The organism is Allobosea sp. BH3 (genome assembly GCF_025499465.1).
In the GTDB taxonomy this organism is placed as follows: domain Bacteria; phylum Pseudomonadota; class Alphaproteobacteria; order Rhizobiales; family Beijerinckiaceae; genus Allobosea.
Map to the genome: position 1 here is coordinate 330,654 of NZ_JAIMCA010000006.1, position 26,268 is coordinate 356,921.

At 66.3% G+C, this 26,268-nt stretch carries 24 protein-coding genes; 11 read left to right on the plus strand and 13 right to left on the minus strand.

The window, feature by feature from the left end:
* Positions 1-33: 33 nt before the first annotated feature.
* Positions 34-525: a hypothetical protein gene (locus tag BoBH3_RS21235; protein ID WP_262332852.1), complete on the minus strand. Its 492-nt coding sequence runs from the start codon at positions 523-525 to the stop codon at positions 34-36.
* 215 nt (positions 526-740) lie between these two features.
* Positions 741-2,654, minus strand: a complete 1,914-nt coding sequence (locus BoBH3_RS21240) for an ABCB family ABC transporter ATP-binding protein/permease (RefSeq protein ID WP_262332853.1) — start codon at positions 2,652-2,654, stop codon at positions 741-743.
* A gap of 194 nt (positions 2,655-2,848) precedes the next feature.
* Between BoBH3_RS21240 and BoBH3_RS21245 the strand changes: the two genes are divergently transcribed.
* Positions 2,849-3,193: a hypothetical protein gene (locus tag BoBH3_RS21245; protein WP_262332854.1), complete on the plus strand. Its 345-nt coding sequence runs from the start codon at positions 2,849-2,851 to the stop codon at positions 3,191-3,193.
* A 131-nt stretch (positions 3,194-3,324) separates the two neighbouring features.
* Here BoBH3_RS21245 and cimA read toward each other — a convergent pair whose 3' ends face one another.
* A complete protein-coding gene (cimA, locus tag BoBH3_RS21250) occupies positions 3,325-4,923 on the minus strand; it encodes a citramalate synthase (protein WP_262332855.1) in 1,599 nt (532 codons plus the stop codon).
* A gap of 103 nt (positions 4,924-5,026) precedes the next feature.
* Positions 5,027-6,487, minus strand: coding sequence for a cysteine--tRNA ligase (cysS, locus tag BoBH3_RS21255; protein WP_262332856.1), 1,461 nt, complete (start codon positions 6,485-6,487; stop codon positions 5,027-5,029).
* A 325-nt stretch (positions 6,488-6,812) separates the two neighbouring features.
* Here cysS and BoBH3_RS21260 point away from each other — a divergent pair, with 325 nt between their 5' ends.
* Positions 6,813-7,136 (plus strand): hypothetical protein, encoded by a 324-nt coding sequence (locus BoBH3_RS21260; RefSeq protein ID WP_262332857.1) that lies wholly within the window; start codon positions 6,813-6,815, stop codon positions 7,134-7,136.
* Between the two features lie 12 nt (positions 7,137-7,148).
* Here the strand turns inward: BoBH3_RS21260 and BoBH3_RS21265 are convergent, their stop codons facing one another.
* The 4 genes from BoBH3_RS21265 to BoBH3_RS21280 all read right to left on the minus strand — a co-directional run bounded on the left by BoBH3_RS21265 (position 7,149) and on the right by BoBH3_RS21280 (position 9,893).
* Entirely contained in the window at positions 7,149-7,664 is a 516-nt protein-coding gene (locus BoBH3_RS21265) for a CreA family protein (RefSeq protein WP_262332858.1), read from the minus strand.
* Positions 7,665-7,711: 47 nt separating this feature from the next.
* A complete protein-coding gene (locus BoBH3_RS21270; protein WP_262332859.1) occupies positions 7,712-8,245 on the minus strand; it encodes a hypothetical protein in 534 nt (177 codons plus the stop codon).
* Positions 8,246-8,326: 81 nt separating this feature from the next.
* Positions 8,327-8,890, minus strand: coding sequence for a DinB family protein (locus BoBH3_RS21275; RefSeq protein WP_262332860.1), 564 nt, complete (start codon positions 8,888-8,890; stop codon positions 8,327-8,329).
* Positions 8,883-9,893, minus strand: coding sequence for a fumarylacetoacetate hydrolase family protein (locus BoBH3_RS21280; RefSeq protein ID WP_262332861.1), 1,011 nt, complete (start codon positions 9,891-9,893; stop codon positions 8,883-8,885). The genes BoBH3_RS21275 and BoBH3_RS21280 overlap by 8 nt, the downstream gene beginning before the upstream one ends.
* A gap of 61 nt (positions 9,894-9,954) precedes the next feature.
* On the opposite strand from BoBH3_RS21280, the gene BoBH3_RS21285 reads away from it, so the two are divergent.
* Together BoBH3_RS21285 and BoBH3_RS21290 are read left to right on the plus strand one after the other, a co-directional pair.
* Positions 9,955-11,040: a TRAP transporter substrate-binding protein gene (locus BoBH3_RS21285; RefSeq protein ID WP_262332862.1), complete on the plus strand. Its 1,086-nt coding sequence runs from the start codon at positions 9,955-9,957 to the stop codon at positions 11,038-11,040.
* A 144-nt stretch (positions 11,041-11,184) separates the two neighbouring features.
* Complete coding sequence (locus BoBH3_RS21290) at positions 11,185-11,682, plus strand: MarR family winged helix-turn-helix transcriptional regulator (protein ID WP_262332863.1); 498 nt, start codon at positions 11,185-11,187, stop codon at positions 11,680-11,682.
* Between the two features lie 134 nt (positions 11,683-11,816).
* Here the strand turns inward: BoBH3_RS21290 and BoBH3_RS21295 are convergent, their stop codons facing one another.
* Positions 11,817-12,767, minus strand: coding sequence for a phosphoribosylaminoimidazolesuccinocarboxamide synthase (locus BoBH3_RS21295; RefSeq protein WP_262332864.1), 951 nt, complete (start codon positions 12,765-12,767; stop codon positions 11,817-11,819).
* Positions 12,768-13,058: 291 nt separating this feature from the next.
* Here BoBH3_RS21295 and BoBH3_RS21300 point away from each other — a divergent pair, with 291 nt between their 5' ends.
* Both BoBH3_RS21300 and BoBH3_RS21305 read left to right on the plus strand, forming a co-directional pair.
* Positions 13,059-14,249, plus strand: a complete 1,191-nt coding sequence (locus tag BoBH3_RS21300; RefSeq protein WP_262332865.1) for a DUF2865 domain-containing protein — start codon at positions 13,059-13,061, stop codon at positions 14,247-14,249.
* A gap of 194 nt (positions 14,250-14,443) precedes the next feature.
* Positions 14,444-15,781 (plus strand): MFS transporter, encoded by a 1,338-nt coding sequence (locus BoBH3_RS21305; RefSeq protein ID WP_262332866.1) that lies wholly within the window; start codon positions 14,444-14,446, stop codon positions 15,779-15,781.
* Positions 15,782-15,898: 117 nt separating this feature from the next.
* Here BoBH3_RS21305 and gltX read toward each other — a convergent pair whose 3' ends face one another.
* A complete protein-coding gene (gltX, locus tag BoBH3_RS21310) occupies positions 15,899-17,251 on the minus strand; it encodes a glutamate--tRNA ligase (protein ID WP_262332867.1) in 1,353 nt (450 codons plus the stop codon).
* A gap of 152 nt (positions 17,252-17,403) precedes the next feature.
* Here gltX and BoBH3_RS21315 point away from each other — a divergent pair, with 152 nt between their 5' ends.
* Positions 17,404-18,192, plus strand: a complete 789-nt coding sequence (locus tag BoBH3_RS21315; protein WP_262332868.1) for an outer membrane protein — start codon at positions 17,404-17,406, stop codon at positions 18,190-18,192.
* A gap of 75 nt (positions 18,193-18,267) precedes the next feature.
* On the opposite strand, the gene BoBH3_RS21320 is transcribed toward BoBH3_RS21315, so the two are convergent.
* Positions 18,268-19,653, minus strand: coding sequence for a class II 3-deoxy-7-phosphoheptulonate synthase (locus BoBH3_RS21320; protein ID WP_262332869.1), 1,386 nt, complete (start codon positions 19,651-19,653; stop codon positions 18,268-18,270).
* Positions 19,654-19,903: 250 nt separating this feature from the next.
* On the opposite strand from BoBH3_RS21320, the gene BoBH3_RS21325 reads away from it, so the two are divergent.
* Positions 19,904-20,293 (plus strand): RidA family protein, encoded by a 390-nt coding sequence (locus BoBH3_RS21325; protein ID WP_262332870.1) that lies wholly within the window; start codon positions 19,904-19,906, stop codon positions 20,291-20,293.
* Positions 20,294-20,304: 11 nt separating this feature from the next.
* Here BoBH3_RS21325 and gor read toward each other — a convergent pair whose 3' ends face one another.
* Both gor and BoBH3_RS21335 read right to left on the minus strand, forming a co-directional pair.
* On the minus strand, positions 20,305-21,675 hold the full coding sequence (gor, locus tag BoBH3_RS21330; protein ID WP_262332871.1) for a glutathione-disulfide reductase: 1,371 nt from the start codon (positions 21,673-21,675) through the stop codon (positions 20,305-20,307).
* A gap of 9 nt (positions 21,676-21,684) precedes the next feature.
* Positions 21,685-22,944 carry an O-antigen ligase family protein gene (locus BoBH3_RS21335; RefSeq protein ID WP_262332872.1) on the minus strand — a complete coding sequence of 420 codons (1,260 nt, stop codon included), beginning with the start codon at positions 22,942-22,944 and terminating at the stop codon, positions 21,685-21,687.
* Between the two features lie 236 nt (positions 22,945-23,180).
* Here BoBH3_RS21335 and BoBH3_RS21340 point away from each other — a divergent pair, with 236 nt between their 5' ends.
* The 3 genes from BoBH3_RS21340 to BoBH3_RS21350 all read left to right on the plus strand — a co-directional run bounded on the left by BoBH3_RS21340 (position 23,181) and on the right by BoBH3_RS21350 (position 26,220).
* Positions 23,181-24,146: a Bug family tripartite tricarboxylate transporter substrate binding protein gene (locus tag BoBH3_RS21340; RefSeq protein ID WP_262332873.1), complete on the plus strand. Its 966-nt coding sequence runs from the start codon at positions 23,181-23,183 to the stop codon at positions 24,144-24,146.
* Between the two features lie 78 nt (positions 24,147-24,224).
* Positions 24,225-24,704 (plus strand): tripartite tricarboxylate transporter TctB family protein, encoded by a 480-nt coding sequence (locus BoBH3_RS21345; protein WP_262332874.1) that lies wholly within the window; start codon positions 24,225-24,227, stop codon positions 24,702-24,704.
* A gap of 16 nt (positions 24,705-24,720) precedes the next feature.
* On the plus strand, positions 24,721-26,220 hold the full coding sequence (locus tag BoBH3_RS21350) for a tripartite tricarboxylate transporter permease (RefSeq protein WP_262332875.1): 1,500 nt from the start codon (positions 24,721-24,723) through the stop codon (positions 26,218-26,220).
* Positions 26,221-26,268: the final 48 nt, after the last annotated feature.

Genomic DNA, 26,268 nt, shown 5'->3' on the forward strand with positions numbered 1-26,268 from the left:
ACCGGTTCGAGCGCGCTGCGATGCAGACTGGTCTTAAGGCGTCAGGCGCGGCATCTGGACGAAGCGCACCGCCGCCTTCCAGGTCACGAAGCCGAAGACGAACAGCACGAAGGTCTCGGCAATGGCGAAGGGTGGCTCGGATTGCGTCGGCGCCAGGGCGCGCAGCGCCGGGACCTTGCCGAACAGCTGCGCGACCAGCACGAACATCAGCAGGTAGAACGACAACACTGCGGTGATCGCGTAAGTGCGGCGCCAACCGCCCTCCAGCCTGCGCCCGTACAGAGCATAGGCCGCGATCGCGACAAGCACGATGTGGATCGCTCCGATGATGTGCGACGGCAGGATTCCGTTGAAGGGAAAGCCGAAGCCGGTCGCGCTCGTCGCGAAGGATGTGGAGAGGAAGATACCGGTCCAACTCGGCCGCGTATGCCCATGCAGCAAGCCCGCAGTGACCGGAAATCCGGCCAGGATGGCGATCAGGCTCAGCCATGTGTGGAAACCCACGAACGTCGTCGGATCGAACATGGCAGCCTTATCCCCCGATAGCTTAACCCAGCGGCAGGAGCATGCAGGAACCGCGCCGAAGTTGCGAGCAGTTTTAAACTGGATGAAGACAAGGCGCGGCGGCTCTTCCGTCATGGTCGGGCTTGTCCCGACCATCCACGTCTTCTTCGTAACGCACCGTGTTCAAGACGCGGATGCTCCCCGCAGGGGCGAGCATGACCTGCGCGCCCTGCGCCCTACGACGTCAAATTCACCCTGACGCTCTCGCCCTCGGCCGCGGTGGCGCGCTGAAGGGTGGCCTTGGCCTCGTCGACCTCGCGCTGGCGGTTCCACATCGCGGCATAGACGCCGTCCGCGGCAAGCAGGTCGAGATGGTGGCCGCGCTCGACGATCACGCCCTTGTCGAGCACGATGATCTCGTCGGCATTGACCACCGTGGAGAGCCGGTGTGCGATGACCAGCGTGGTGCGGCCCTCGCTCACCCGGTCGAGCGCGTCCTGGATTTCCTTCTCGGTGAAGGAATCGAGCGCCGAGGTCGCCTCGTCGAGGACGAGGATGGGCGGACCCTTGAGGATGGTGCGCGCAATCGCGACGCGCTGCTTCTCGCCCCCCGAGAGCTTCAGGCCGCGCTCGCCGACGGAGGTGGCATAGCCCTCCGGCAGGGAGCGTATGAAGCGGTCGATCTGGGCGAGGCGCGCAGCCTCCGCGACCTCTTCGGTCGTGGCATCGGGGCGGCCATAGAGGATGTTGTACTCGATGGTGTCGTTGAACAGCACCGTATCCTGCGGGACCATGCCGATGGCGGCGCGCAAGCTGACCTGCTGGATGTCGGCGATGGGCTGGCCGTCGACCAGGATGCGCCCAGCCTGGGGTTCGTAGAAGCGGAAAAGCAGCCGCGAGATCGTCGATTTGCCGGCGCCCGAAGGCCCCACGATTGCGACAGTCCTGCCCGGCAGCACCTTGAAGGAGACGCCGCGAAGGATCGGCCGCTCCGGCACATAGGCGAAATGAACGTCGTCGAAGACGACCTCGCCGGCAGCGACGTCGAGCGGCAGGGCGCCGGGCTTGTCCTGGATCTCCGGATCGCGGCCGATCAGCGAGAACATCTGGGCGATGTCCAGCGTCGCCTGCTTGATCTCGCTATAGACGGTGCCCATGAAGTTCAGCGGGATGTAAAGCTGGATCAGCATTGAGTTGATCAGGATGAGGTCGCCGACCGTGTTGGTCCCGGCCTGGAAGCCGCGCACCGCCATCACCATCGAAAGCGTCAGGCCCGCCGCGAAGATCGCGGCCTGGCCGAAGTTCAGCCAGGCGAGCGAGGTGTAGGACTTGACCGAGTTGCGCTCGTAGAGCGCCATGGCCTGGTCGTAACGCGCCGTCTCGCGCGCCTCGGCCCCGAAGTACTTCACCGTCTCGTAGTTGAGCAGGGAGTCGATCGCCTTGGAGTTGGCGTCGGTATCGGACTCGTTCATCGCCGAACGGATGGCGATGCGCCACTCCGTCGCCTTGATGGTGTAGGTCATGTAGGCCGTGACCATCACCACCAGCACGACGACATAGCGCCAATCGAACAGCCAGAGCAGCACGGCGATAATGAGCGCGACCTCGATGATGACGGGCACGAGCTGGTTGAGGCCGAGGCGGACCATCTCCTCGATGCCGTTGCGGCCGCGCTCCAGCACGCGGGTCAGCCCCCCGGTCTTGCGCTCCAGATGGAAGCGCAGCGAGAGGTGGTGCAGGTGGCCGAAGGTCTGCAGCGCGAGCGTCCGGACCGCATGCATGAAGACCGGCGCGAAGATGGCATCGCGCATCTGCACGAATGCGGCCGAGCCGACGCGGGCGAGGCCGTACAGCACTGTCAGTGCGAGCGGGGCACCCAGCAGCCATGGCAGCCAGTCGGCCGGGCTGGAGGTGGTGCGGGCGAGCGCGTCGGTGACCCATTTGAAGGTGAACGGCACGCCCATCAGCATCAGCCGGCCCGCCACCATCAGGGCGAAGGCGGCGATGACGCGCCGGCGCAGATCGGCCCGCTCCGAAGGCCAGAGATAGGGCCAGAGCGCCTGGAAAGTGGCGAAAAAGCCGGAACCCGGCTGGATGATGGCGGAGCGGGCGAAACCCGGCGCCGGAAGCGGCGCTGACGGCGCAGGCATTTTCAAACGATTCCAGTTGGAACGCCCATATAGGCGCAATCGCGCGCCATTGCATGCGAGGAATCCGGCGCCGCCCTCTTCCTGCCATCGCCCTGCCCCGCCATTGGCCGGAAAGCTGCCTTGCTCTGGTCGAAAGCCGGGTATCTCATCCCATCCAGAGCGCAGGACGCTCAGGAACGGGGACAGAAACAACCATGAGAGATCAGCACCTTATCGCGACGGGGCTCGCTGCGGCCGCCTCGCTCATGCTCGCCGTCATCCCTGCCGCCGCGCAGGGGGCCAAGCCTCACTCGCAGATTACCATCACCAACCAGCGCGCCGCGCCGCTCAACAGCCTGGAGATCGCGACCGCAGGCGAGCAATCCCGGCTCGTCGCCAAGCTCGCCAAGCCGCTCGCCCCCGGCAAAAGCGTCGCGCTCAAGCTCAACAAGCCGCAAGGCTGCAGCTATTTCGTGCTGGCCAAGTTCGCCGACGAGGCCGAGAGCGATTCCGACGCCATGGATCTGTGCAAGGACAGGGTGATCCGGCTGACGGAGTGAGGGCGGGCCAAGACATCGCCACAGTGCGTCAGTCTCGGGCTTGACCCGAGAATCTCCAGACGAAAGGGCGCTGGAGCCTCATTCTGCCTGAGATGCCCGGGTCAAGCCCGGGCATGACGGCGGAAGGGTTTTCACGCCGTGGCGCCAGCCTTCACCAGCTTGTAGGTGATCGAGTCGACCAGCGCCTGGAAGGAGGCGTCGATGATGTTGGCGCTGACGCCCACCGTGGTCCAGCGCTCGCCCGTTTCGTCGCCGGACTCGATCAGCACGCGCGTCACCGCATCGGTTCCGCCCTGGAAGACGCGGACCTTGTAGTCGACCAGCTTGAGGCCACCAATCAACGACTGGTAGCGGCCGAGATCCTTGCGCAGCGCTAGATCGAGCGCATTGACCGGCCCAAGCACGCTTTCGGCGACCGAGATCAGCAGGTCGTCACCGACCTTCACCTTAACGATCGCTTCGGAGAAGGTGACGAGTTCGCCGAGCGCGTTGTAGCGACGCTCGACATTGGCGGTGAAACGTTCGATCTCGAAATAAGCCGGTAGTTCTCCCATAATGCGCTTGGCGAGCAGGAAGAAAGAGGCATCGGCGCCCTCGAAGGCATAGCCCTGCGCTTCCTTCTCCTTGACCTCTTGCAGCACGCGGTTGAGCCGCGGATCGTCGCGGCCGAGCGTGACGCCGATGCGTTCCAGCTCGGCGACGAGGTTCGACTTGCCGCCCTGGTCCGAAATCAGCACCTTGCGGGTGTTGCCCGTCGCCTCGGGCGGGACATGCTCGTAGGTGCGCGGGTCCTTCAGCACGGCAGAGGCATGGATGCCGGCCTTGGTGGCGAAGGCGGAGGCGCCGACGAAGGGCGCGTGCCGGTTCGGCGCGCGGTTCAGCATCTCGTCGAGCGCGCGCGAGACATGCGCAAGCTCCGAAAGCTGCCTCTCGTCGATGCCGAGCGCGAAGCGGTCGCGATAGCGCTCCTTGAGCTTCAGCGCGCCGATCAACGTCACCAAGTTGGCATTACCGCAGCGCTCGCCGAGGCCGTTCAGCGTGCCCTGGATCTGGCGCGCGCCGGCCTCGACCGCCGCCAGCGAATTGGCGACGGCGCAGCCGCAATCGTCATGGGCATGGATGCCGAGACGGTCGCCCGGCACCACCTTGGTGACTTCATGCACGATTGCGCCGATCTCGTCCGGCAGCGTGCCGCCATTGGTGTCGCAGAGCACGACCCAGCGGGCGCCGGCCTCATAGGCCGCCCGCGCGCAGGAAAGCGCATAGTCGGGATTGGCCTTGTAACCGTCGAAGAAGTGCTCGCAATCGAGCATCACCTCGCGGCCGGCCGCCTTCGCGGCCTCGACGCTTTCGCGAATGCCGGCGAGGTTCTCCTCCAGCGAGATCTCGAGCGCGACATGGACATGGTAGTCCCAGCTCTTGGCGACGAACACGATGGCATCGGCCTTCGCCTCGAGCAGCGCGGCGATGCCGGGGTCGTTGGCGGCCGAGCGCCCGGCCCTCTTCGTCATGCCGAAGGCGGCGAACTTGGCCTGCTTCGTCGGCTTCTGCTCAAAGAAGGCGGTGTCCAGCGGGTTCGCACCGGGATAGCCGCCCTCGACATAATCGACGCCGAGCCTGTCGAGCAGCGCCGCGACGGCGCGCTTGTCGTCGAGCGAGAAATCGACGCCGGTGGTCTGGGCGCCGTCGCGCAGCGTGGTGTCGAAGAGGTGGATGCGGGCGGCGCTCATTGTCTCCGCCTCAGGCGAAAGCGGACGACGCGCGGCATGACCATCGCGAACATGACAAGCTTGATGGCGAAGGAGAGCGAGCCGGCGGGGCGAATCTTGTTGTTCATCGTTTCACTTCCCACGTCGTCGTCGGCTCGCCCGTCGTCGGGTCCTTGCCGTCCTTCAGTGTGATGCCCATCGCGGCGAGTTCGTCGCGGATGCGGTCGGACTCGGCGAAATTCTTGGCGCGGCGCGCTTCGAGGCGGGCGGCGATCAGGTCTTCGACCTCTGGCGCAACGGCTGTCGGCGCAGCAACCTCGGGAAGGCCGATGCCGATGAGGTCGAGCCCTGCGCGAAGGGCTGCGCCGTCGCCAGCCTTGCGAAGGGCGTGCAGTTCGGCGAGCACGCGAGCCGTGTTGAGGTCGTCGGCCAACGCCTCGAGCAGTTCGCCCGACGGCCTGGATGCCTGAACTCCCTCTGCAGCCTCGGCCCAATCCTGCAGCGTCTTCTCCGCCTCTTCCAACGCCTTCACCGTCCAGTCGATCGGCTGCCGGTAATGCGTCTTCAGCATCGCCAGGCGCAGCACCTCGCCCGGCCATTTGCGGCCGCCAAAGGTCTCCGTCGCGAGCAACTCGTTGATCGTGACGAAGTTGCCCAGCGACTTCGACATCTTCTCGCCTTCGACCTGCAGGAAGCCGTTGTGCATCCAGATGTTGGCCATGCGCGGTGCCCCCTCCCCGCCGCCGAAGGCGCAGCAGGACTGGGCGATCTCGTTCTCGTGGTGCGGGAAGACGAGGTCGATGCCACCGCCATGGATGTCGAAGAGGTTCTTGTCCGGGTCGTCGCAGGAAAGCCCGCCGCCGAAAGGCGTCAGCAGCTTCGCCATCGACATGGCCGAGCATTCGATGTGCCAGCCGGGGCGGCCGGGCGTGGCGATGCCCGCCGGGGACGGCCAGCCGGGATCGATGCCCTCGCGGCTCGGCTTCCAGAGCACGAAATCCATCGAATCGCGCTTATACGGCGCAACGTCCACGCGTGCGCCGGCCAGCATCTCGTCGAGCGAGCGGCGGGCGAGCGTGCCGTATTGCGGCGCGTTCTTCAGATGCGCGACGGCCGGGACATGGAACAGCACATGCTCTTCGGCGACATAGGCGACGCCGCGGGCGATCAGCCGCTCGACGATCGCCTTCATCTCCTCGATATGCTCGGTCGCGCGCGGCTCGGCGGTCGGGCGCAGGCAGCCCAGCGCGTCGACATCGGCATGGAACTGCGCCGTCGTCGCCTCGGTGACCTTCGCGATGGCTTCGTTCAGCGGCAGGCCCGGAAAGTCCCGCGCCGCACGGGCGTTGATCTTGTCGTCGACGTCGGTGAGGTTACGGGCATAGGTGACGTGGTCAGCCCCGTAGACGTGCTGCAGCAGTCGGAACAGCACGTCGAAGACGATGACCGGCCGGGCATTGCCGATATGGGCATAGTCGTAGACCGTCGGCCCGCAGACATACATCCGCACGTTCAGCGGATCGATCGGCGCGAAGTCCTGCTTCGTCCGCGTCAGCGTGTTGTAGAGCCTCAGGGTGGGCGGCATCGGGCGAAATCCTGGAAACGGACGAAATGAAACAAGGCTAACCACCGGGCCGCTGGCCGGGGCGCTTTTGTCTGTTCGTTTTCAGGACGAGGACGTGAGCAGCCGGCCAGCAAAAGCTAGCGGCAAATAATGCAGATCCGGTTGATGGTCGCGGCTCGCGTCATGACCGAGATTGATGGCCTATCCACAGGCCCGGCGTCAAGAGGCAGCCTCGTTTGCTGCGCCGCAACATTTCCGCCGCAATTCACTCAAATTTAACCGACCCGAAACAAGCTTGCGACTCACGGGTTATTCGCCCGCCCTCGCCATCAGGAACATTCAGAACATGCGCCGCGCCGTGGCCTTCGTCGGACTGCTCGGCATCGTAGCCGCCGGCGTCTCGCTCTCGATCATGCCGACCACACGCTCTGCCGCCAGCGAGCAGCGCACCTTCCTGATCCCGGCCAGCGACGGCTACGGCGTAGCCGACTGCATCTCCTCGAAGGCGGAATGCGGCACGATCGTCGCCAATGCCTGGTGCGAGGCGCAGGGCTTCGGCAAGGCCGTGGCCTTCGGCGTCGCGGCGAACGAGGACTTCACGGGTTCGGTGGCGAAGCGCGTGTCGACCGAGAGCGCCCCGCAGCCGCTGAGCATTACCTGCGGCGAATAAGCCGGCCTCGGATCACCTGATCCATTCGGCGCATTTCGGCGTCTCGCCCGTCGCCCCCCAGGGCATGATCGGGACCGTAGATGTCGAGTTCTGCGGCGACCCGTCGATCAGCTTGTCGGTATAGACCAGATAGACCAGCACGTTGCGCTTGGCGTCGCAGCCGCGCACGATCTGCATCTTCTTCCAGATGAGCGAGCGGCGCTCGCGGAAGACGACATCGCCCTGCTCCGCCTTCTCCTTGAACTTGATCGGGCCGACCTGCCGGCAGGCGAGCGAAACCTCGGAGACCTCCTCAGCCACTCCGAACATGCCGGAAACGCCGCCCTTCTCAGGGACAGTGTAATGGCAGGCGACTCCCTCGACGATCGGATCGTCGACGCCGTAGACGGCGAGCTTGTCATTGGGCGTCAGCATCTTCCAGACGGTCGACTTGCGGAAGATCAGATCCTCCTGCGCCAACGCCGGCAGCGCTGACGCGAAAGACAGCGCTGCAGCGACAAGGGCGGAAGCGGCAAAGGGCAGACGCATGACGATCTCCGTGGCGGAATGGCCCGCCGGATATGGTTGCGCCCAGCTCAGACTGCCAGAGGCTTGAAGACCAGATAGGCGGCGGCGAGCGCGCCGACGATGCCGAGAATGAAGAGCACGAGCTTGAGTCGCGTCACGACGCTCGCGAAGGAGACATTGCCGGCATCGACCTGGGGATAACGGTCGAGCATCCGCGCCACGGCAAAGTTCTCGGCCACATCGCAGAGCCCGCCAAGAAGCCAGCCACCGCCGCAGAGCGCCGCCACCCACCAGGGATGGCCGCGCGTGACGAGCCCCGCGACCAGGATCGCTCCCACGATGGCATAGGTGAAGGCGAAGGCCACGTCCGCCGGCAGAACCCGGTTGCGATAGCGGGCGCGCCGCTCCTCGCCATAGAGCGAGAACAGCTTCTCGACGTCGGCGACGCTGTAGCCGTCCCAGTCGCTTTCCAGCATGCGGGGAATGCCCTGCCCGTTCGACCACAGGCCGACCGCCCAGAACAACACCACCACCACGACCGGCCCCCAGACGAAGAAGGCGAGCGGGATGGCGGAGGAATAGAACGGCGCGGTCTCGATCATGGCGTCTCGGCTTTCGCGGCAGGCGTCGCTGTCAGGTTACCCGGCGGCCTGCCCGCCGCCAAGCGCAGCGCTCGGCTGCTGTCACAAAAGCTCTTCGGGCGGCAAAAGATCCAGGCGACGCAGTTCCACGCGCGTCTGCTGCGAATCGTAGAGCAGGAAATACTCGTCGAGTTGTGGAGGCCGGATTTCCGTGCCGGCTAGCATCGCATGGGCCTGTCCGCGATGGTGGACCTGATGCTGGAAGAGATGCGCCAGCAGATCGTCGATCCGCTCCTCGATCGCTCCCGCAGCGCCGCGATCGGTGGGAACGGTCGCACTCAGGCTTGTATCGGCCAGCCCATCGCAAAAGGCGATGAGGCGGCGGTCTGCGACGGCCTGCGCCTCCACCAAAGCGTCGGCGGCCAGGGGCACGAAGCGCGTCCCGACTTGCCGGCCGAGCCCGCCTCGCTCCAGAGCGTCGATATAGTAGAGATCGACCAGGAGGTTGTGGTTCAGCGTCTCATGCAGCGAAGGAAAGAAGCTGGTCCGGGAGGCCCGGAATTCCTCGTCGCTCAGCCGGGCGCAGGCCGAAAGCAGCCGCCAGTTCGCCCATGCGTTGTTGTGCGCCATCTTGCGGAAATGGGCGGTCAGCGGGCCTCTAGACATGCGGCAGGACCTCCTGCTCGATGGCGCCGAAAATCGAATGCCCATGCGGGTCCTTCATCTCGATGCGGACCCGGTCGCCGAAGCGCAGATACGGCGTCTTGGGCTCGCCATGGCGGATCGTCTCGACCGCGCGCAACTCCGCAATGCAGCCATAGCCGATGCCTCCCTCTCCCATCGGCCGGGCCGGGCCGCCACCCGCCTCGCGATTGGAGACTGTGCCGGAGCCGATGATCGTGCCGGCACCAAGGGGCCGGGTAGCGGCGGCATGGGCGATGAGCGTGCCGAAATCGAAGGTCATGTCGGCGCCGGCATCGGGCCGCCCGAAGGGATTGTCGTTGACCTGCGCCAGCAGTGGCCGATGGAGCCTGCCCTCGCGCCAGGCGCTATCCAGTTCGTCAGGCGTCACGGCAACAGGGGAGAATGCCGATGGCGGCTTGGACTGGAGGAAGCCGAAGCCCTTGGCCAGTTCGTCGCCGACCCGGTTGCGCAGGGTCACGTCGTTGGCGAGCATGACGAGGCGGACGAGCCCGAGCGCCTCCGCCGGTGTCGCGCCCATCGGGACATCGCCGGTCACGACCGCGATTTCGGCTTCGAAATCGATTCCTTCCTCCTCGCTGCGCGCCTCGATGGCCTGGCGCGGGCCTAGGAAGGCATCGCTGCCGCCCTGATACATGAGCGGATCGGTTCGATAGCGCTCCGGCATGGCCGCTCCCCGCGCCTTCCGGACAAGCTCAACATGGTTGAGATAGGCCGAACCATCGAGCCATTGGCAGGCGCGCGGCAAGGGCGCGGCACAATCATGCTCGTGAAAGCGGAATGAGGGGACCGAGCCGTGCTCCAGCCCTTCCGCCAGATCGGCGAGGCGAGGCGCCATCCGCTCCCAGTCGTCCAGCGCCGCCTGCAGCGTCGCAACCACCGGAAAAGCATCTGTCGCGCGGGTCAGATCGCGCGAGACGACGACGAGGCGGCCATCCCGGCCGTGCATGAGGGACGCGAGTTTCATCTCTTTTCATTCCTCCCGGGACACGCCAATAAGGATGCAACAATGCCTGGGAGGAAACCATATGGAACGCCGCAGCTTTTTGAAGACCGGGGCGCTCGCCGCCGCCGCGACCACGATCGCCATGCCGGCGGTCGCGCAGTCGCAGCCGGAGGTGAAGTGGCGCCTGACGTCGAGCTTCCCGAAGTCGCTCGACACGATCTTCGGCACGGCCCAGCAATTCTCCAAGCTCGTCTCGGAAGCGACGGACGGCAAGTTCGACATCCAGGTCTTCGCGCCGGGCGAGATCGTTCCCGGCCTGCAGGCGCTCGACGCAGTATCCTCCGGCACGGTCGAATGCGCGCATTCGCCGACCTATTTCTACATCGGCAAGGACCCGACGCTGGGGCTCGGCACCGGCATCCCCTTCGGCCTCAACGCCCGCCAGCAGCACAGCTGGTGGTATTTCGGCGGCGGCGAGCAGGTGGTGAACGGCGTGCTCGACCGCTTCAACGCCTATTCGATCCCCTGCGGCAACTCCGGCTGCCAGATGGGCGGTTTCTTCCGCAATGAGCTGAAGGGGGTCGAGGACCTCAAGGGCCTCAAGTTCCGCATCGGCGGCATGGGCGGGGCGGTGCTCGCCAAGCTCGGCGTGGTGCCGACGCAGATCGCGCCCGGCGACGTCTATCCGGCGCTGGAGCGCGGCACGATCGACGCCGCCGAGTTCGTCGGCCCCTATGACGACGAGAAGCTCGGCTTCATCCGCGTTGCGAAATACTACTACTATCCCGGCTGGTGGGAGGGCGGCGCGATGCTGCACCTGATCATCGGCAAGGACGCCTGGAACAAGCTTCCGAAGCACTATCAGGCGATCGTCCAGAACGCCTGCGAGGCGGCCAACAACTGGATGCTGGCGAAATACGACTTCGTGAACCCCGGCGGCCTGCGCCGGCTGGTGGCACAGGGCGCGCAGCTGCGCGGCTTCCCGCTGCCGGTGATGGAGGCGGCGCTCAAGGCGGCGGAGGAATACTACGCCGAGACCAGCGCCAAGAGCCCCGACTTCAAGAAGGGCTACGACTCCATGGTCGCCTTCCGCGGCGAGAACCTGCTCTGGTGGCAGGTCGCGGAGCTTTCGTACGACTCGTTCATGAACCGTCTGAAGGCGCGCTAGAGCCGGATTCGATCAGGTTGAAACAACCTGATCGGTGAATCCGTCTCTTGATTATTGATAGAGAACGCGTGATCCGATCGGATTGCGACACAATCTGATCGGCGCGTGCTCAAGGCGCGGCCTACGATCAAACCAGGCCGCGGCATGTCGAACGGAACCGAGACTGACAACGATAAGCAGGCGCTCCATCTGGAGCGCTTCCTGCCTTACCGCCTCAATGTCGTCGGCACGCTCGGTGGCCGGGCGCTGGGGCGCATCTACGGCGAGCATTTCGGCATCGGCATCCCGGAATGGCGGGTGGTGGCGCAGCTCGGCGAGTTCGGCAAGCTAACCTCGCGCGACATCGGCGAGCTCGCCCAGATGCACAAGACCAAGGTCTCGCGCGCCGTGACCGAGCTGGAGAAGCGCGGCCTCGTCTCGCGAGCCGAGAACCGGCAGGACCGACGCGAATCCTTCGTGACGCTGACACCGGCCGGCCGGCGGATCTACGAGCAGATCGTGCCGCTGGCGCTGGGCTTCGAGGCACGCTGGATCGAGGGCATCGCGCCCGAGGAACTCAAGGTGTTCGAGCGAGTGCTCTCGATACTGACCGAACGCGGCCGCCACCTCGCGGGAACATTCCGCGAGGAGGATGGGGCTTAAGCGATCTGCCATCCCGACGGAGCCACGCCGTCATGCTCGGGCTTGACCCGAGCATCTCATGACGAGGGAGGCTCGGGGCCCCTTCCTGCCGGAGATTCTCGGGTCAAGCCCGAGAATGACGCCTTCCGGTACTCTCAGAAGTACTTCGCCAGATTGCGCCTGATCCGCGCCAGCGGGTCCTCGCCCACCGGCGGATAGGCGAAGGGCTGCCCGGTGATCGTCTCGAAGGCGCGGACATAGACGGCGGAGGTCTCGTCGATCAGCTCCTGCGGGATCGGCGGCAGCTCCTCCTTGTAGGGATCACAGCGCGCCACCACCCAGTTGCGGACGAAATCCTTGTCGAAGGATTCCGGCTTGCCCCCAGCGGCAAAGCGCTCGGCATAGTTGCCGGCGAACCAGTAGCGGCTGGAATCCGGGGTGTGGATCTCGTCGGCCAGGTAGATGCGGCCCTCGGCGTCGGTGCCGAACTCGTATTTGGTGTCGGCGAGGATCAAGCCGCGCTCGCGAGCGAGCTTCTGGCCGCGCGCGAAGAGCGCGAGCGTATAGCCCGCCATCGTGTCCCATTGCGCCTGAGTCACCAGCCCGCTCTCGACGATCTGACGCTCCGAGAGCGGCTCGTCATGGCCGCCGTCGAAGGCCTTGCTGGTCGGGGTGATGATCGCCTCGGGCAGCTCCTCGTTGTCGCGCAATCCGTCCGGCAGGCCGATACCGTACATCTCGCGCTTGCCCTGCTTGTACAAGGTCAGGATCGAGGTGCCAGTCGTGCCGGCGAGATAGCCGCGCACCACCATCTCGACCGGCAGGATTTCCAGGCGCTTGCCGACCACGACGTTCGGATCTGGATATTCCATGACGTGGTTGGGGCAGATGTCGGCCGTGTGCTCGAACCAGTAGCGCGCCGTCTGGGTCAGCACCTGCCCTTTCAGCGGAATCGAGGCGATGGCGCGGTCGAAGGCCGAGAGACGGTCCGTCGAGATCAGGATGCGGCGCCCGTCGGGAAGGTCGTAGTTCTCGCGTACCTTGCCGCGATAATAGTTCGGCAGCTCCGGGATGACGGCTTCGTGAAGAGGCAGGTAATCGGACATGGGGCTCGCTTGCCTCTCTGGCGGAATGCAAAGACCGGCGGGAAGCGCCCCGCACGGGCAAAGCTTCCGGAAAAAGAGCCTTCTAGCGAAAGAGCCGGTTTTCCACCACTGCCCGCCAACCAGCTTCCCCGGATTGCTGCGGCAGCGCGAATATGGCATGCGGAGCCTCGGCTTGGAGCGAGTCCGCGCCCTGTGACGCAGGCGCGCTCCATAGTTCCGTCGCGTTTGGCGGGTGTGCTTGGCGTTCCCGGACAATGCCGGCGAACGAACCCGGCTTCGATAATGGATGACGTGACCCGACCCGCGATGATGCTGCGACTTTCCAGACGCTTCGGCATGACCCTGCTGGCGCTGGCGACCCTGAGCGGAGCAGCCTTCGCGCAGTCGCCGGCCTGCAATGCCTGGCGCGCCGAGCTCTCCAGCCTGCAGGGCCGCAGCAGCGGCGGCGACCCGAACGCCGCACAGATGGCGCAGCGCATCGGCGGGCAGGTCGCCCAGCTTTCCGGCCAGTATCGCGCCATGGGCTGCGAACGGGGTTTCAGCCTGTTCGATTCGCCGCCGCCGCAATGCGGCGGGTTGCGCTCGCAGCTCGGCCAGTTGCAGGCACAATACAACGCGCTACAGCGGCAGGCGCAGGGCGGCGGCGTGGAGCAGCGCCGCGCCCAGCTCGCCGCAGCGATCAACAGCAATTGCCGGGCACAGCCGCAGCAGCGCGGCTTCTTCGAGACGATCTTCGGAATCGACCCTCGCCGCAACGCTCCCCAGGTTGAGGTCGATTCCGGCATGCCGGAGCTCGACGGGGATCCGCTGTTCGAGCCGGAGAAGCCGCGCCTCGGCGGGCCGCAGACCGTCTGCGTCCGCAGTTGCGACGGCTATTTCTTCCCGCTCGCGAACAACAGTGGCAACGCCGACGAGATGTGCCAGGCACTCTGCCCCGGTGCCGAGACCACCGCCTTCGGCATGGCCGCAGGCGGCGACATCCAGAATGCAGCCTCGCGTTCCAGCGGCCAGCCCTACTCCTCGCTGCCCAATGCCGGGAGGTATACCCGCAGCTTCGACGCCGCCTGCACCTGCCGCGGCCAAGGGCAGAGCTGGTCGGCCGCGCTTAAGAACGCCGAGTACCTGCTCGACAAGCGCAAGGGCGACGTCATCGTGACCGAGCAGCGCGCCGCCGAGCTTTCGCGCCCCAAGACGCTCGACCCCAAGGCCGACCCGAAGCGGCGCGGCGCCGCAGCTCAACCGGCGCCTGCTCCGGCCCCCGCTGCGACTGCCACCGACGAGAAGCCGATGCCCTCCGAGGATTCTCCGACCTCCGGCACCGAATCCGCGGGCGTCGGCCCCGACATCGTCGGCGAGAAGGTGCTCGACAAGAAGGATGGGCTCAAGAGCGAGTCGCGCAGCGTCACCGGCGAACGCCGGGCCGTCCGGATCGTCGCGCCGAACCTGGCGCCCAATCTCAGCCCGCAGCTCGCCCGCCCGTAGGCCTTGTCCTGGCCGCAAAGTCCCATGCATTTCATGCATGAACAGGATAAAGCGAACGTAGTAGCCGCCGGTAGACGCATGGCCAAAAGGGGCGCATAAGCAGCTCTTCACGCCGCCCATGGGGGCCCGCCAGACCTTGCCCGCGGCGATGCCGCGCGTTCGCCTCTGGCGCTCCCAAGCATCAGCAGGCCGCCATGACAGATTCGACTTCCGGCACCGCCGCCACGCCCCACCCCCATCCGATCGAGCTGGCGGACGCCAGGCGCCGTCTCAAAGCGATCTTCATGGGCTCGGTCGGCAATCTGGTCGAGTGGTACGACTTCTACGCCTATACAGCCTTCGCACTCTATTTCGCGCCGCACTTCTTCCCGTCCAACGATCCGGTGGTGCAGCAGCTCAACGCCGCGACGCTGTTCGCGGCTGGCTTCATCGTTCGACCTGTCGGCGGCTGGCTCTTCGGCCATCTGGCGGACCGTTACGGGCGGCGGCTTTCGCTGACGATCTCGGTGCTGATGATGTGCTTCGGGTCGCTGATCATCGCGCTGACGCCGACCTACGCCACCATCGGCTTCGCTGCACCGGTGCTGCTGGCCGTCGCGCGCATCATCGAGGGGCTGAGCCTCGGCGGCGAGTACGGCGCGAGCGCGACCTATCTCACCGAAATCGCCGATCCGGAACATCGCGGCTTCTATTCGAGCTTCCAGTACGTGACGCTGATCGGCGGGCAGCTCACCGCGATCCTCGTCCTGCTGCTGCTGCAGAATGTCTTCCTGACGCATGAGCAGCTCGTCGACTGGGGCTGGCGCATTCCCTTCGTGATCGGCGCGTGCCTCGCGGTCACTGCCATGATCATGCGCCGGCACATGCACGAGACGGAATCCTTCGAGGCCGCCAAGAAGGCGGGCATCAAGCGCGAAAGCTCGCTGCGCGGCCTGATGAAGTACCCGCGCGAGGTCGCGATCGTGGTCGGCCTGACCGCCGGCGGCACGGCCGCCTTCTACACCTTCACGACCTATATGCAGACCTTCGTGAAACAGACGGTGGGGCTGTCGGACATCACCACCACCTATGTCATCGCCGGCTCGCTGATCTTCGCCTCGATCCTGCAGCCGATCTACGGCCTGATCTCCGACAGGATCGGCCGCAAGCCGATGCTGGTCTTCTTCGGCATCTGCGGCACGCTGTTCACGGTGCCGATCCTGTCGACCCTCGCCGGCACGAAGTCGCCCTGGGTCGCCTTCCTGCTGATCTCCGCCGCCTGGATCTTCGTCGCGGGCTATACCTCGATCAACGCGGTCGTGAAGGCGGAGCTGTTCCCGACCTCGATCCGCGCCACCGGCGTCGCAGTGCCGTACGCGCTGACGGTCTCGATCTTCGGCGGCACGGCGCCGGCCATCGCCCTGTTCTTCAAGCAGCAGGGCCACGAGCAGTGGTTCTACTACTATCTCTCGGCGGTGATCTTCATCTCGCTGCTGGTCTACACGACCATGCGCGACACCAAGCACGCCTCGGCGATGAACCGTCACGATTGATCGGTCGCTCTCTCCCCGTCATGGTCGGGCTTGACCCGACCATCTCGGAAACCAGCTGATCTGCTCAAAGAGATTCTCGGGTCCGCTGACGCGGCCCGAGAATGACGACCTAGCGGCTCAGGCGCTCTCGCCGGCCAGCCGCTTCTGCGCCTTGTCCCTGCCGATCAACGGCAGCAGCGCCGCAAGCTCAGGGCCGTGGTCGAGCCCGGTCAGCGCCTGACGCAGGGGCATGAAAAGCGCCTTGCCCTTCGCACCGGTCGCCGCAGCGACGGCCTGCGTCCAGCTCTTCCAGCTCGTCCCGTCGAAGGGCTCCGGCGGCAGGAGGGTGGCCGCCTGCGCAATGAAGGCCGCATCGGCGATGACCGGCTCGAGCGGCCCCTCGACGACACGCCACCAATCCTTCGCCTCGCCGAGCGTGGCGAGATTGCCCCGCACCGCCAGCCAGAAGGGTTCGCCGCCAGCGATGCCGAGAGCAGACAGCCGCTCGGCGACGGAGGCGTAGGGAAGCTGGTGGAGCGTGCGGGCGCTCAGCGTCTCGAGCTCATGCTCGTCGAACTTGGCCGGGGCGCGCGAGACATGGGAAAGCTCGACCAGGCCGGCGAGTTCATCGAGGCTCACGACCGGGCGCACGGCATCGGACGTGCCGACCATGGTGGCCAGTGCCGCGACCGCCAGTGCTTCGACGCCGCTCTCGCGCAGACCGCGCAGCGAGAGATGGCCGGCGCGCTTGGAGAGCCCCTCCCCGCTCGCCGTGGTCAGTAGGTTGTGATGGCCGAAGACCGGCAGCGCAGCGTCCAGCGCCGCGAAAATCTGCGCCTGGACCGCGGTGTTGGTGACATGGTCCTCGCCGCGGACCACATGAGTCACGCCGGTCTCGATGTCGTCGACGACGGAGGGCAGCGTATAGAGATAGCTGCCGTCCTCGCGGACCAGCACCGGGTCCGACAGCGAGGCGCAGTCGACATGGGAGGCACCGCGGACGAGGTCGTCCCAGGCGATCTCGCGCGGTTCCAGCAGGAAGCGCCAATGCGGCTTGCGGCCCTCCGCCTCCAAGGCCGCCTTCTGATCAGAGGTGAGCTTCAGCGCGGCGCGGTCATAGATCGGCGGCAGCCCGCGGGCGAGCTGGCGCTTGCGGCGGCGATCGAGCTCATCGGCCGTCTCGTAGCAAGCGTAGAGCCGCCCGGCAGAGCGCAGGCGATCGGCTGCGGCATCGTAGACCGGCAGGCGCTCCGACTGCCGTATGACGAGATCAGGCACGATGCCGAGCCAACCGAGATCCTCGGCGATGGCATCGGCATATTCCGGCTTCGACCGAGCGAGATCGGTGTCGTCATAACGCAGCAGGAAGCGGCCGCCATGGCGGCGGGCAAAGAGCCAGTTGAACAGGGCCGGCCGCGCATTGCCGATATGGAGATAGCCGGTGGGCGAAGGCGCGAAGCGGACGAGCGGCGATGTGACGGAAGCAGCCATGGCGCGGCTTATGCCGCGTTTGCCGGCTGCCGACAATCGGGACCACACCCTCGCCTTCCCCCGTTAACCGTGAATTAGGGTTACCCGCGCATGAATTAGGCGTGGGCAGGGCAGACCGGCTGGGACCGGAACCGCTGCCAGGGGAAATCAGGATGCGGATCCTTTCCATCGCGCCGGCTCTCGCAGCTTCGGCCATCACGACAAGCCTTATCGCGGTTCCCGTGCTCGCGGCGGACTATCCGGTCCTGCGCGGCTCGCAGATCGAGGAAACGCCGGTGCTGATGGATCGCTTCAGCTGGACCGGCTTCTATTTCGGCGGACTGGCCGGAACCTCGCGCACGGAGTTCCAGACGGGCGAGAATGGCCTCCAGCCTCAGTTCCAGGCTCTCCGGCGCGGCCTCCAGATCAGCCAGGGGGTCGATATCCTCGGCACGGTGCGCTTCAACAACCGCAGCGACAGCGGCATGAGCTATGGCGGCTTCGCCGGCTACAACGTGGCCTTCGGCGATGCCATCATCGGCCTGGAAGCCGACTACAACCGGCATGATCATCAATACGCCTCGGCGCCGATCAACCTGGCGGCTGGTGCGGGAACGGTCTCGTTGCTCGGCACCCAGACCCTCGAGGATTACGGCTCGCTGCGCGTGCGCTTCGGCTATGCCATCGGGCGCCTGATGCCCTACGCCTCGCTCGGCTTCGCCGTGGGGCGCGGCACTTCGACCGTGTCCTTCCTGCCGGATGCGGCGACAGGGCTCTCTCCGGCCTTCGCGCGCTCCAAGAACACCTATACCTCCGGCTTCACGGGCGGCCTTGGCGTCGACGCCGCCGTCACCGACAACCTGATCCTGCGTGCCGAATACGTCTATACGCGCTTCGCGGACCTGGAAGGCACGGTGGTCGACATCAACAATGTCCGTGTCGGCGCCGGCGTGAAATTCTGATCCTTCACCGATCCAATAGCAAAAGGCCGGGGGCAACCCCGGCCTTTTTCAGTTTCATCGCAATGCGATAGCGCCTTACTCGGCTGCCTCGACCTGCGGCCTCGTCTGGCCGGCGCGCTGGCGCTTGACCAGCTCAGCGACGAGGAAGGCGAGCTCCAGCGCCTGCTCGGCATTAAGGCGCGGATCGCAGACCGTGTGGTAGCGGTCGTTGAGATCGGCGTCGGTCATGCCGCGCGCACCGCCGGTGCACTCCGTGACGTTCTTGCCCGTCATCTCCAGATGCAAGCCACCGGCATGGGTGCCTTCCGCCTGATGGACGGCGAAGAAGTTCTTCACCTCGCCGAGGATCAGGTCGAAGGGCCGGGTCTTGTAGCCGCTGGCGGCCTTGACCGTGTTGCCGTGCATCGGATCGCAGGACCAGACGACGTTGCGGCCTTCCCGCTTCGTCGCACGGACCAGGGCCGGCAGGTTGTCGAAGACCTTGTCAGCGCCGAAGCGGCCGATCAGCGTCAGCCGGCCGGCCTGGTTCTGCGGGTCGAGCACGTCGATCAGCTTGAGCAGGCCGTCGACCGTGGTCGAGGGGCCGCATTTCAGGCCGATCGGGTTCCTGATACCGCGGAAGAACTCGACATGGGCATGATCGAGCTGGCGCGTGCGGTCACCGATCCAGACCATGTGGCCGGAGGTGTCGTACCACTCCCCGGTGGTCGAATCCGTGCGCGTCATCGCCTGCTCATAGCCGAGCAGCAGCGCCTCGTGACTGGTGTAGAAGTCGGTCGTGCGCATCTCCGGATGGGTCTCCGGATCGATGCCGATGGCGCGCATGAAGTCGAGCGCCTCGGTGATGCGCTCGGCCACCTCCTGGTAGCGATGCGACTGCGGGCTGTCCTTGACGAAGCCGAGCATCCAGCGATGCGCGTTGTCGAGGTTGGCGTAGCCGCCGGTCGCAAAGGCACGGATCAGGTTCAGCGTGGCGGCCGACTGGCGATAAGCCTCGAGCTGGCGGCGCGGATCCGGCGTGCGAGCCTCGGGCGTGGCGTCGATGTCGTTGACGATGTCGCCCTTGTAGCTCGGCAGCTCGAGGTCGCCGATCTTCTCGGTCGGCGCCGAACGCGGCTTGGCGAACTGCCCGGCGACGCGCCCAACCTTCACCACCGGCGAGCCACCGGCGAACGTCAGCACCACCGCCATCTGCAGGAAAAGACGGAAGAAGTCCCGGATGTTGTCGGCCGAATGCTCGGCGAAGCTCTCGGCGCAATCGCCGCCCTGCAGAAGGAAGGCCTCACCGGCCGCGACCTTGCCCAACGCCCGTTTGAGCTTGCGCGCCTCGCCCGCAAAAACGAGCGGCGGAAAGCCGGCGAGCTGCTGCTCTACCGCCTTCAAGGCTGCCTGGTCCGGATAATCCGGGATCTGCTGGACGGGCTTTGCCCTCCAGCTATCGGGCGTCCACCGCTCGGACATTGTCACTCAAGCTCCTGATGAGAAAAACGCGCTTCTCAGAACTCCTTCTCGGCGCGAACGCGGGGCTATACACCCATGGCGGCCGGAAGGCCACCTTTACGAAAGTTCGCGATATGTGCCGGCTATGCCGCAGCGCGATTAGCTGAATCGCAGCAGGCTCTTGGCGTTCATCTCTGCGAAACTGATTCATCTCGCTCAGAGATTGATTCAAACGGTCCGGGAATTCCGGCACTTCCGCAAAGGAGCGATCATGCCCAAACGCAGCGTCTCGTCGGGCCGCGTCTACAAGAGCCGCCTCCCCTTCGCTCAGGCGACCATCGCCGGCGACTTCATGTTCGTCTGCTGCGTCGGCGCCGATCTGCAGGGGCAATATGCACTGGGCGATCCGCGGCGACAGACGCAGCAATGCATCGACAACATCAAGGCCCTGCTGGACGAGGTCGGCGCCAGCCTGGCCGATGTCGTGAAGTGCACCGTCTACGTCACCGACCGGGCCTATTGGGAGCCGATGAACGAGGTGTTCTTCGCGAATTTCGGGGAGGCCGCGCCCCACCGTGTCTCCTGCATCGTCAACGGGCTCGGCTCGCCGAACTGCCTCGTAGAGATCGATGCGACAGCGTATCTCGGCGAGATCGGCTGATCCGTGCCGGCTCAGGAGTTGCGCGGTGTCCTCATCGTCACGAGCTCCTCGGCCGCGCTCGGATGCAGGGCGACGGTACGGTCGAAATCGGCCTTGGTCGCGCCCATCGTCACGGCGATCGCGACCGACTGGACGATCTCGCCAGCATCGTGGCCAAGGATGTGGACGCCGATTACCTTGTCCGTCTTCGCGTCGACGACAAGCTTCATATAGGTCCGCTCGTGGCGGCCGGAGATCGTGGCCTTCATCGGGCGGAAGCCCGACTCGAAGACCCGGACCTCATGGCCCGCGGCGACGGCCTGCGTCTCCGAGAGGCCGACGGTGCCGACTTCCGGCGTGGTGAAGACCGCGGAAGCGATCATGCCGTGGTCGACCGTCCAGTTCCGACCGCCAAAGGTCGAGTCCGCGAAGGCATGGCCTTCGCGGATGGCAACCGGCGTCAGGTTCACGCGATTGGTCACGTCGCCGACCGCGTGGATCGAGGGCACGTTGCTCGCGGAAGCCGCATCGACCAGGATTTCGCCCAGCGGCCCCAGCTCGACGCCAGCCTTCGCCAGCCCGAGCCCCTTCGTGTTCGGACGGCGGCCGGTCGCCACCAGCACGACATCGGCATCGATCGGTGCGCCGGTGGCGCAATGGGCGCGGCGGGCACCGTCCGGCAACTGCTCGATGCGATCGATGGTGCAGCCGAGGCGGAAGGCGATGCCGGCTTCCTTCAGCGCATCGCGCAGACGCGTGCGGACGTCCTCGTCGAAGCCGCGCAGGATGTTGTCGCCGCGATGGAGCACGGTCACGGCGACACCGAGCCGGGCGAAGAGGCTCGCGAACTCCAGCGCGATATAACCACCGCCGACCACCAGCATGCGCTTCGGCAGGGCCGGCAGGTGGAAGACTTCGTTGGAGGAGATGCCGAGCTCGCCGCCGGGGATCGGCGGGTCGAAGGACGGCCATCCCCCTGTCGCTACGAGGATATGGCGGGCTGTGACCTTCTGCCCGCTCGTCTCCAGCCGGATCGTATGCGCGTCCTCGATGACGGCGCGTTCCTCACGGACCTCGACCTTCGCGCCGTCGAGCCCCTTGCGATAGAGGCCGGAGAGACGCGTGACCTCGTTGGCAACCGCATCGCGCAGGGTCGGCCAATCGAAGACCGGCTTTTCGGGCAGCGTCCAGCCGAAGCCGGCGGCATCCTCGAAATCATCCATGAAGCGGCTGGCATAGACGAAGAGCTTCTTCGGCACGCAGCCGCGGATGACGCAGGTGCCGCCGATGCGGTCCGCCTCGGCGATCATCACGCGGGCGCCGTGGCCGGATGCGATGCGCGCGGCGCGCGTGCCGCCGGAGCCTGCCCCGATGACGAAGAGATCGACGTCGTATTCAGCCATGATGACCTCTCAAGACCTTTCGTCTTCCGACGGCAGGCTGCGAAACAACCAGGCCGCGGCCAGCGCCAGCGCAGCGATCCACCAGCCCTGCCAGGCGCCGTGCGCCACTGTCGCTATCGCGAAGGCGGCAGCGGCCAGCGCCAGACGCGGAGCAAGCGCCGGCGCCGGAAGCCGCCGGAGCCGCCAGAGGAAGGCGAGACCCGCCAAACCGATGAGCATCGCTCCGACCGCGCCGGTCTCGACCCAGGCCTGGACCGGCGCGCTGTGCGGATGCCCGACCGCGAGCAATTGGCGCCGCGGCGGCGAAACTTCAAGCGCAACGGGGTGGCGGTCCAGCGTCGGCGAGGTGCCGAAGCCGGAGCCCAGCAGCGGGCGCGCCATGATCGCCTCGCCGAAACTCAGCCAGATATCGACGCGATCGCGCGAATGCGAGGCTGCGAGCCGCTCATGCAGTGACGGCGGCAGGCCCTCGTCGCCGAGCCGGCCCATGACCGGCGCCAGCGCCATTGTCGCGACGAAGCTGATCGTGACAAGCAGGAGCGTCAGGCGCGGCAGCAGCCGCGCACCGAGCCAGGTCACCAGCAGGATCAGCAATCCGAGGCCGGCCGCGCCGCTGTCGGAGTCGAGCGATAATGCTCCGCCGGCGAAGACCAGCGCCACGATAAGCAGCCAGTCCAGGGTAGAGCGCCCGCGTATAGCGAGCAGGCCGGCTGCGGCCACCGGCAGCAGCATCAGGCAGGTCAGTGCAGGACGGTTGAAGATGAAGGCCATCTGCTTGCCGATGCCGAGCGCGATCCGCACGGAGAGATCGCTCGCCAGCTCCGCCAGCATGAGGATCGCGGCCGCGACGATGGCGATGGCGAGTGCGCGGCTCTCGACGCGGCCGGGACGGAAGCGCCCGCTCGCGGCGATAGCGAGGCCGCTCGCCATCGGCAGGGCCATCTCCCCCCAAGCCGCCAGGCTCTGGGCCGGCCGGTGGCTCCAGGCGATCGTCACCAGCGCCCAAAGCACGAAGGTGCAGAGCGCCATGCCAACTGCGCCACGCTGAAGATCAACGATGCGCGACAGGAAGGCGGCCGCCCCCTCCTCCGCCACGGCGGAGGCGATGAAGCAAAGGGCTGCCAATGCGAGGACCAGCGGCGCCGAGCGATTGGCGAGCCACATCGCCAAGGGCAGCGCGATCAGCAGGGCATGGCCAGCACATGCGAGGCGCGGCGCGAGGGCGGAGCAGGCCGACGCAGCAGCGCCGGGGACAACCGGATGGCTCATGGCCTCGCGCTTACGCGATCACGAGCCGGCCTGCCAGTGGCTTGTCGCGCCCCGCGGCCTCAGTCGTAGAACGTAAGACGGGGGAGCGGGCTCGAAGACGCCTCAACGCGGAAAAACCTTGACTCGGGAATGTCCGATCGAAGGAATTGACGAACGGCGCGGCAAGGTGCCACAGGCGCAGTCACCGAAACCCGCGCCCCAAGAAACCCGCGGGAAGCCCACTAGCGGAGGAACTCATGCTGACATCCATCCTGAAGCGCACGGCCCTGACGGCCGTGGCGCTCGCTGCCCTCTCCACGGCGGCCTTTGCCCAGCTGAACGAGCTGAAGATCATGGCCCCCGCGGCGCCCGGCGGCGGCTGGGACGGCACGGCGCGCTCGATGCAGCAGGCGCTGACGGCGGCCGGCATCGTCAAGAGCGTGCAGGTCACCAACGTCACGGGCGCGGGCGGCACGATCGGCCTGGCGCAGCTCATCGGCGCCAAGGGCGCCGGCGACCAGCTCATGGTCAACGGCTTCGTCATGGTCGGCGCCATCCTGCTCAACAAATCGCCGGTGAACCTGACACAGGTGACACCGATCGCCCGCCTCACGGCCGAGGCCGAGGTCATCGTCGTTCCGGCGGACTCGCCGCTGAAGACCGCCAAGGACCTGGCCGAACGCCTGAAGGCCGATCCGGCGAAGGTGACCTGGGCCGGCGGCTCGGCCGGCGGCACCGATCACATCCTCGCTGCGCTCTTCGCCCAGGCCGTCGGCGCCGACGCCAAGAAGATCAACTATATCCCGTTCTCGGGTGGCGGCGAGGCTCTCGCGGCCATGCTCGGCGGGCGCGTCACCGCGGGCGTGTCCGGCTATGGCGAGTTCGAAGGCCAGATCAAGGCCGGCAAGCTGCGCGTGCTGGCGGTCTCCTCGGGCAAACGCCTCGAGAACGCGCCGGACGCGCCGACGCTGAAGGAGCAGGGCATCGACCTCGAGCTCCTGAACTGGCGCTCGGTCGTCGCCCCTCCCGGCCTTACGGCCGACCAGACCAAGGCCTTGACGGACACCGTCGAGAAAATGGTCAAGTCGAAGGAGTGGCAGGAGATCCTCAAGGCTCGCGGCTGGGACGATTCCTTCCTTGCCGGCGCCGCCTTCGACGCTTTCCTGAAGGCCGAGATCGAGCGCGTCTCCAAGGTGATGACGGAAGTCGGGCTGGTGAAGTAAACCACCCGGCACGCAAAGCCAGTCAGGGGCCGGGAAACCGGCCCCTTTTCTCTCCGCAGATTCCAGAGCGGGAACGACATGACGAACGAGACAGGCAGACAGGGAGCCAACAGGCCGGCCCTGATCGTAGGCGTATTGCTGCTGATCGCCGCCGCGCTGGTCGGCTACGATGCCTCACAGCAGACGATCACGTCGAACTACGGCGTCGGCCCGACGGCCGTGCCCTATGTGGTGACCGCCGGGCTCGTCATCCTCGGCCTCGCGCATTTCGTCGTCGCCTTCCGCGAAGGGCTTCCCGAACCGGAGGAGGCCGACAACAAGGCGCTGCTCTGGATCGCTGGCGGCCTCGCCTTCCTGATCGCCTGCATCGCACTCGGCGGCGGCTTCACCATCGCCATTGCGGCGGTCTTCGCCTGCACGGCACGGGGGATGGGCCGGCAGGCCTTTCTCGTCGACGCCATCATCGGCTTCGTGCTCGGGCTCTTCATCTATCTCGTCTTCGCCAAGGTCCTGACGCTGATCCTGCCGTCGGGACCGCTCGAACGCCTGTTCCTCTGAGAAGGAGAGCCCCATCATGGATACCCTGCTCTCCCTGCTCAACGGGTTCGGCGTCGCCCTCGAGCCCTCCAAGCTGGTGTTCTGCCTGATCGGCGTCTTCCTCGGCACTGCCGTCGGCGTGCTGCCGGGCATCGGCCCGGCGCTGACGGTCGCGCTGCTGCTGCCGATCACCTTCAAGCTCGATCCGGCCGGCTCGCTGATCATGTTCGCCGGCATCTACTATGGCGGCATGTATGGCGGCTCGACCACCGCCATCCTGCTCAATGCACCAGGCGAAAGCGCATCGCTCGCCACGGCACTCGAAGGCTCGAAGATGGCCAAGGCCGGCCGCGGCGGCCCTGCGCTTGCGACCTCCGCCATCGGCTCCTTCGTCGCCGGCCTGATCGCGACCATCGGCCTCGCCTTCCTGGCGCCCTGGCTCGTCGAGGTGGCGGTGAAGTTCGGGCCGTGGGACTATTTCGCCCTGATGATCGTCGCCTTCGTCACTGTTTCGGCGACCTTCGGCGACTCGCCGCTGCGCGGTCTCACCAGCCTCTTCATCGGCATCACGCTCGGCCTCGTCGGCATCGACAAGCTGACCGGGCAGGCACGCCTGACCTTCGGCGTGCCGGAGCTGCTCAACGGCGTCGAGGTGACCACGCTGGCTGTCGGCCTCTTTGCCGTGGGCGAGGCCTTCTACGTCGCCTCCAAGCGCTTCCGAGACCCCGAGGAGATCATCCCGATCAAGGGCTCGCTGTGGATGACCAAGCAGGACTGGAAGCGCTCCTGGGCGCCCTGGCTGCGCGGCACCGCCTTCGGCTTCCCGATCGGCGCGCTGCCGGCGGGCGGCGCCGAGGTGCCGACCTTCCTGAGCTATTCAACCGAGAAGAAACTCTGCAAATATCCGGATGAGTTCGGCAAGGGCGCCATCGAGGGCGTAGCGGGGCCGGAGGCCGCCAACAACGCCTCGGCGGCCGGCACGCTGGTGCCGCTGCTGACGCTCGGCCTACCGACCTCGGCGACGGCGGCGATCATGCTCGCCGGCTTCCAGCAATACGGGCTCAACCCCGGCCCGCTGCTCTTCGCCGAGAAGCCTGATCTGGTCTGGGGCCTGATTGCCTCGCTGTTCATCGCCAACGTCATGCTGGTGATCCTGAACCTGCCGCTGATCGGGCTCTGGGTCCGGCTGCTCGCCGTGCCGCAGCCCTGGCTCTACGCCGGCATCCTCGTCTTCTCGACGATGGGCACGCTGGCGGTCAACGGCTCCCCTGTCGAGCTCGCGCAGCTCTTCCTGTTCGGCTTCGTCGGCTACCTGATGCGCCGCTACGACTATCCGGTGGCGCCGATGGTGGTCGGCCTGATCCTCGGGCCGATGGCAGAGCAGCAATTGCGCCGCGCATTGCAGATCAGCCTCGGCGACCCGATGATCCTGCTGGAGAATCCGGGCTCCGCGACCCTGCTCGGTATCGCCTTCATCGCACTGGTCGCGCCCTTCGCGATGAAGGGGCTGAACAAGTTCAAGGCAAGCGAGGACTGAACCTCTTAGTCATTGCGAGGAGCGCAAGCTCCGAAGCAATCCAGGGGC

Excerpts from the sequence above, each read along its gene's own strand:
- BoBH3_RS21235 (WP_262332852.1), bottom strand. The coding sequence starts at position 525 with ATGTTCGATCCGACGACGTTCGTGGGTTTCCACACATGGCTGAGCCTG.
- BoBH3_RS21280 (WP_262332861.1), bottom strand. The coding sequence starts at position 9,893 with ATGAAACTCGCGTCCCTCATGCACGGCCGGGATGGCCGCCTCGTCGTC.
- BoBH3_RS21265 (WP_262332858.1), bottom strand. The coding sequence starts at position 7,664 with ATGCGTCTGCCCTTTGCCGCTTCCGCCCTTGTCGCTGCAGCGCTGTCT.
- BoBH3_RS21335 (WP_262332872.1), bottom strand. The coding sequence starts at position 22,944 with ATGAGCCATCCGGTTGTCCCCGGCGCTGCTGCGTCGGCCTGCTCCGCC.
- BoBH3_RS21295 (WP_262332864.1), bottom strand. The coding sequence starts at position 12,767 with ATGTCCGATTACCTGCCTCTTCACGAAGCCGTCATCCCGGAGCTGCCG.
- BoBH3_RS21325 (WP_262332870.1), top strand. The coding sequence starts at position 19,904 with ATGCCCAAACGCAGCGTCTCGTCGGGCCGCGTCTACAAGAGCCGCCTC.
- BoBH3_RS21275 (WP_262332860.1), bottom strand. The coding sequence starts at position 8,890 with ATGTCTAGAGGCCCGCTGACCGCCCATTTCCGCAAGATGGCGCACAAC.
- BoBH3_RS21350 (WP_262332875.1), top strand. The coding sequence starts at position 24,721 with ATGGATACCCTGCTCTCCCTGCTCAACGGGTTCGGCGTCGCCCTCGAG.
- BoBH3_RS21315 (WP_262332868.1), top strand. The coding sequence starts at position 17,404 with ATGCGGATCCTTTCCATCGCGCCGGCTCTCGCAGCTTCGGCCATCACG.
- BoBH3_RS21305 (WP_262332866.1), top strand. The coding sequence starts at position 14,444 with ATGACAGATTCGACTTCCGGCACCGCCGCCACGCCCCACCCCCATCCG.
- BoBH3_RS21290 (WP_262332863.1), top strand. The coding sequence starts at position 11,185 with ATGTCGAACGGAACCGAGACTGACAACGATAAGCAGGCGCTCCATCTG.
- cimA (WP_262332855.1), bottom strand. The coding sequence starts at position 4,923 with ATGAGCGCCGCCCGCATCCACCTCTTCGACACCACGCTGCGCGACGGC.
- BoBH3_RS21270 (WP_262332859.1), bottom strand. The coding sequence starts at position 8,245 with ATGATCGAGACCGCGCCGTTCTATTCCTCCGCCATCCCGCTCGCCTTC.
- BoBH3_RS21340 (WP_262332873.1), top strand. The coding sequence starts at position 23,181 with ATGCTGACATCCATCCTGAAGCGCACGGCCCTGACGGCCGTGGCGCTC.
- BoBH3_RS21240 (WP_262332853.1), bottom strand. The coding sequence starts at position 2,654 with ATGCCTGCGCCGTCAGCGCCGCTTCCGGCGCCGGGTTTCGCCCGCTCC.
- gor (WP_262332871.1), bottom strand. The coding sequence starts at position 21,675 with ATGGCTGAATACGACGTCGATCTCTTCGTCATCGGGGCAGGCTCCGGC.
- gltX (WP_262332867.1), bottom strand. The coding sequence starts at position 17,251 with ATGGCTGCTTCCGTCACATCGCCGCTCGTCCGCTTCGCGCCTTCGCCC.
- BoBH3_RS21260 (WP_262332857.1), top strand. The coding sequence starts at position 6,813 with ATGCGCCGCGCCGTGGCCTTCGTCGGACTGCTCGGCATCGTAGCCGCC.
- BoBH3_RS21285 (WP_262332862.1), top strand. The coding sequence starts at position 9,955 with ATGGAACGCCGCAGCTTTTTGAAGACCGGGGCGCTCGCCGCCGCCGCG.
- BoBH3_RS21320 (WP_262332869.1), bottom strand. The coding sequence starts at position 19,653 with ATGTCCGAGCGGTGGACGCCCGATAGCTGGAGGGCAAAGCCCGTCCAG.
- BoBH3_RS21245 (WP_262332854.1), top strand. The coding sequence starts at position 2,849 with ATGAGAGATCAGCACCTTATCGCGACGGGGCTCGCTGCGGCCGCCTCG.
- BoBH3_RS21345 (WP_262332874.1), top strand. The coding sequence starts at position 24,225 with ATGACGAACGAGACAGGCAGACAGGGAGCCAACAGGCCGGCCCTGATC.
- cysS (WP_262332856.1), bottom strand. The coding sequence starts at position 6,487 with ATGCCGCCCACCCTGAGGCTCTACAACACGCTGACGCGGACGAAGCAG.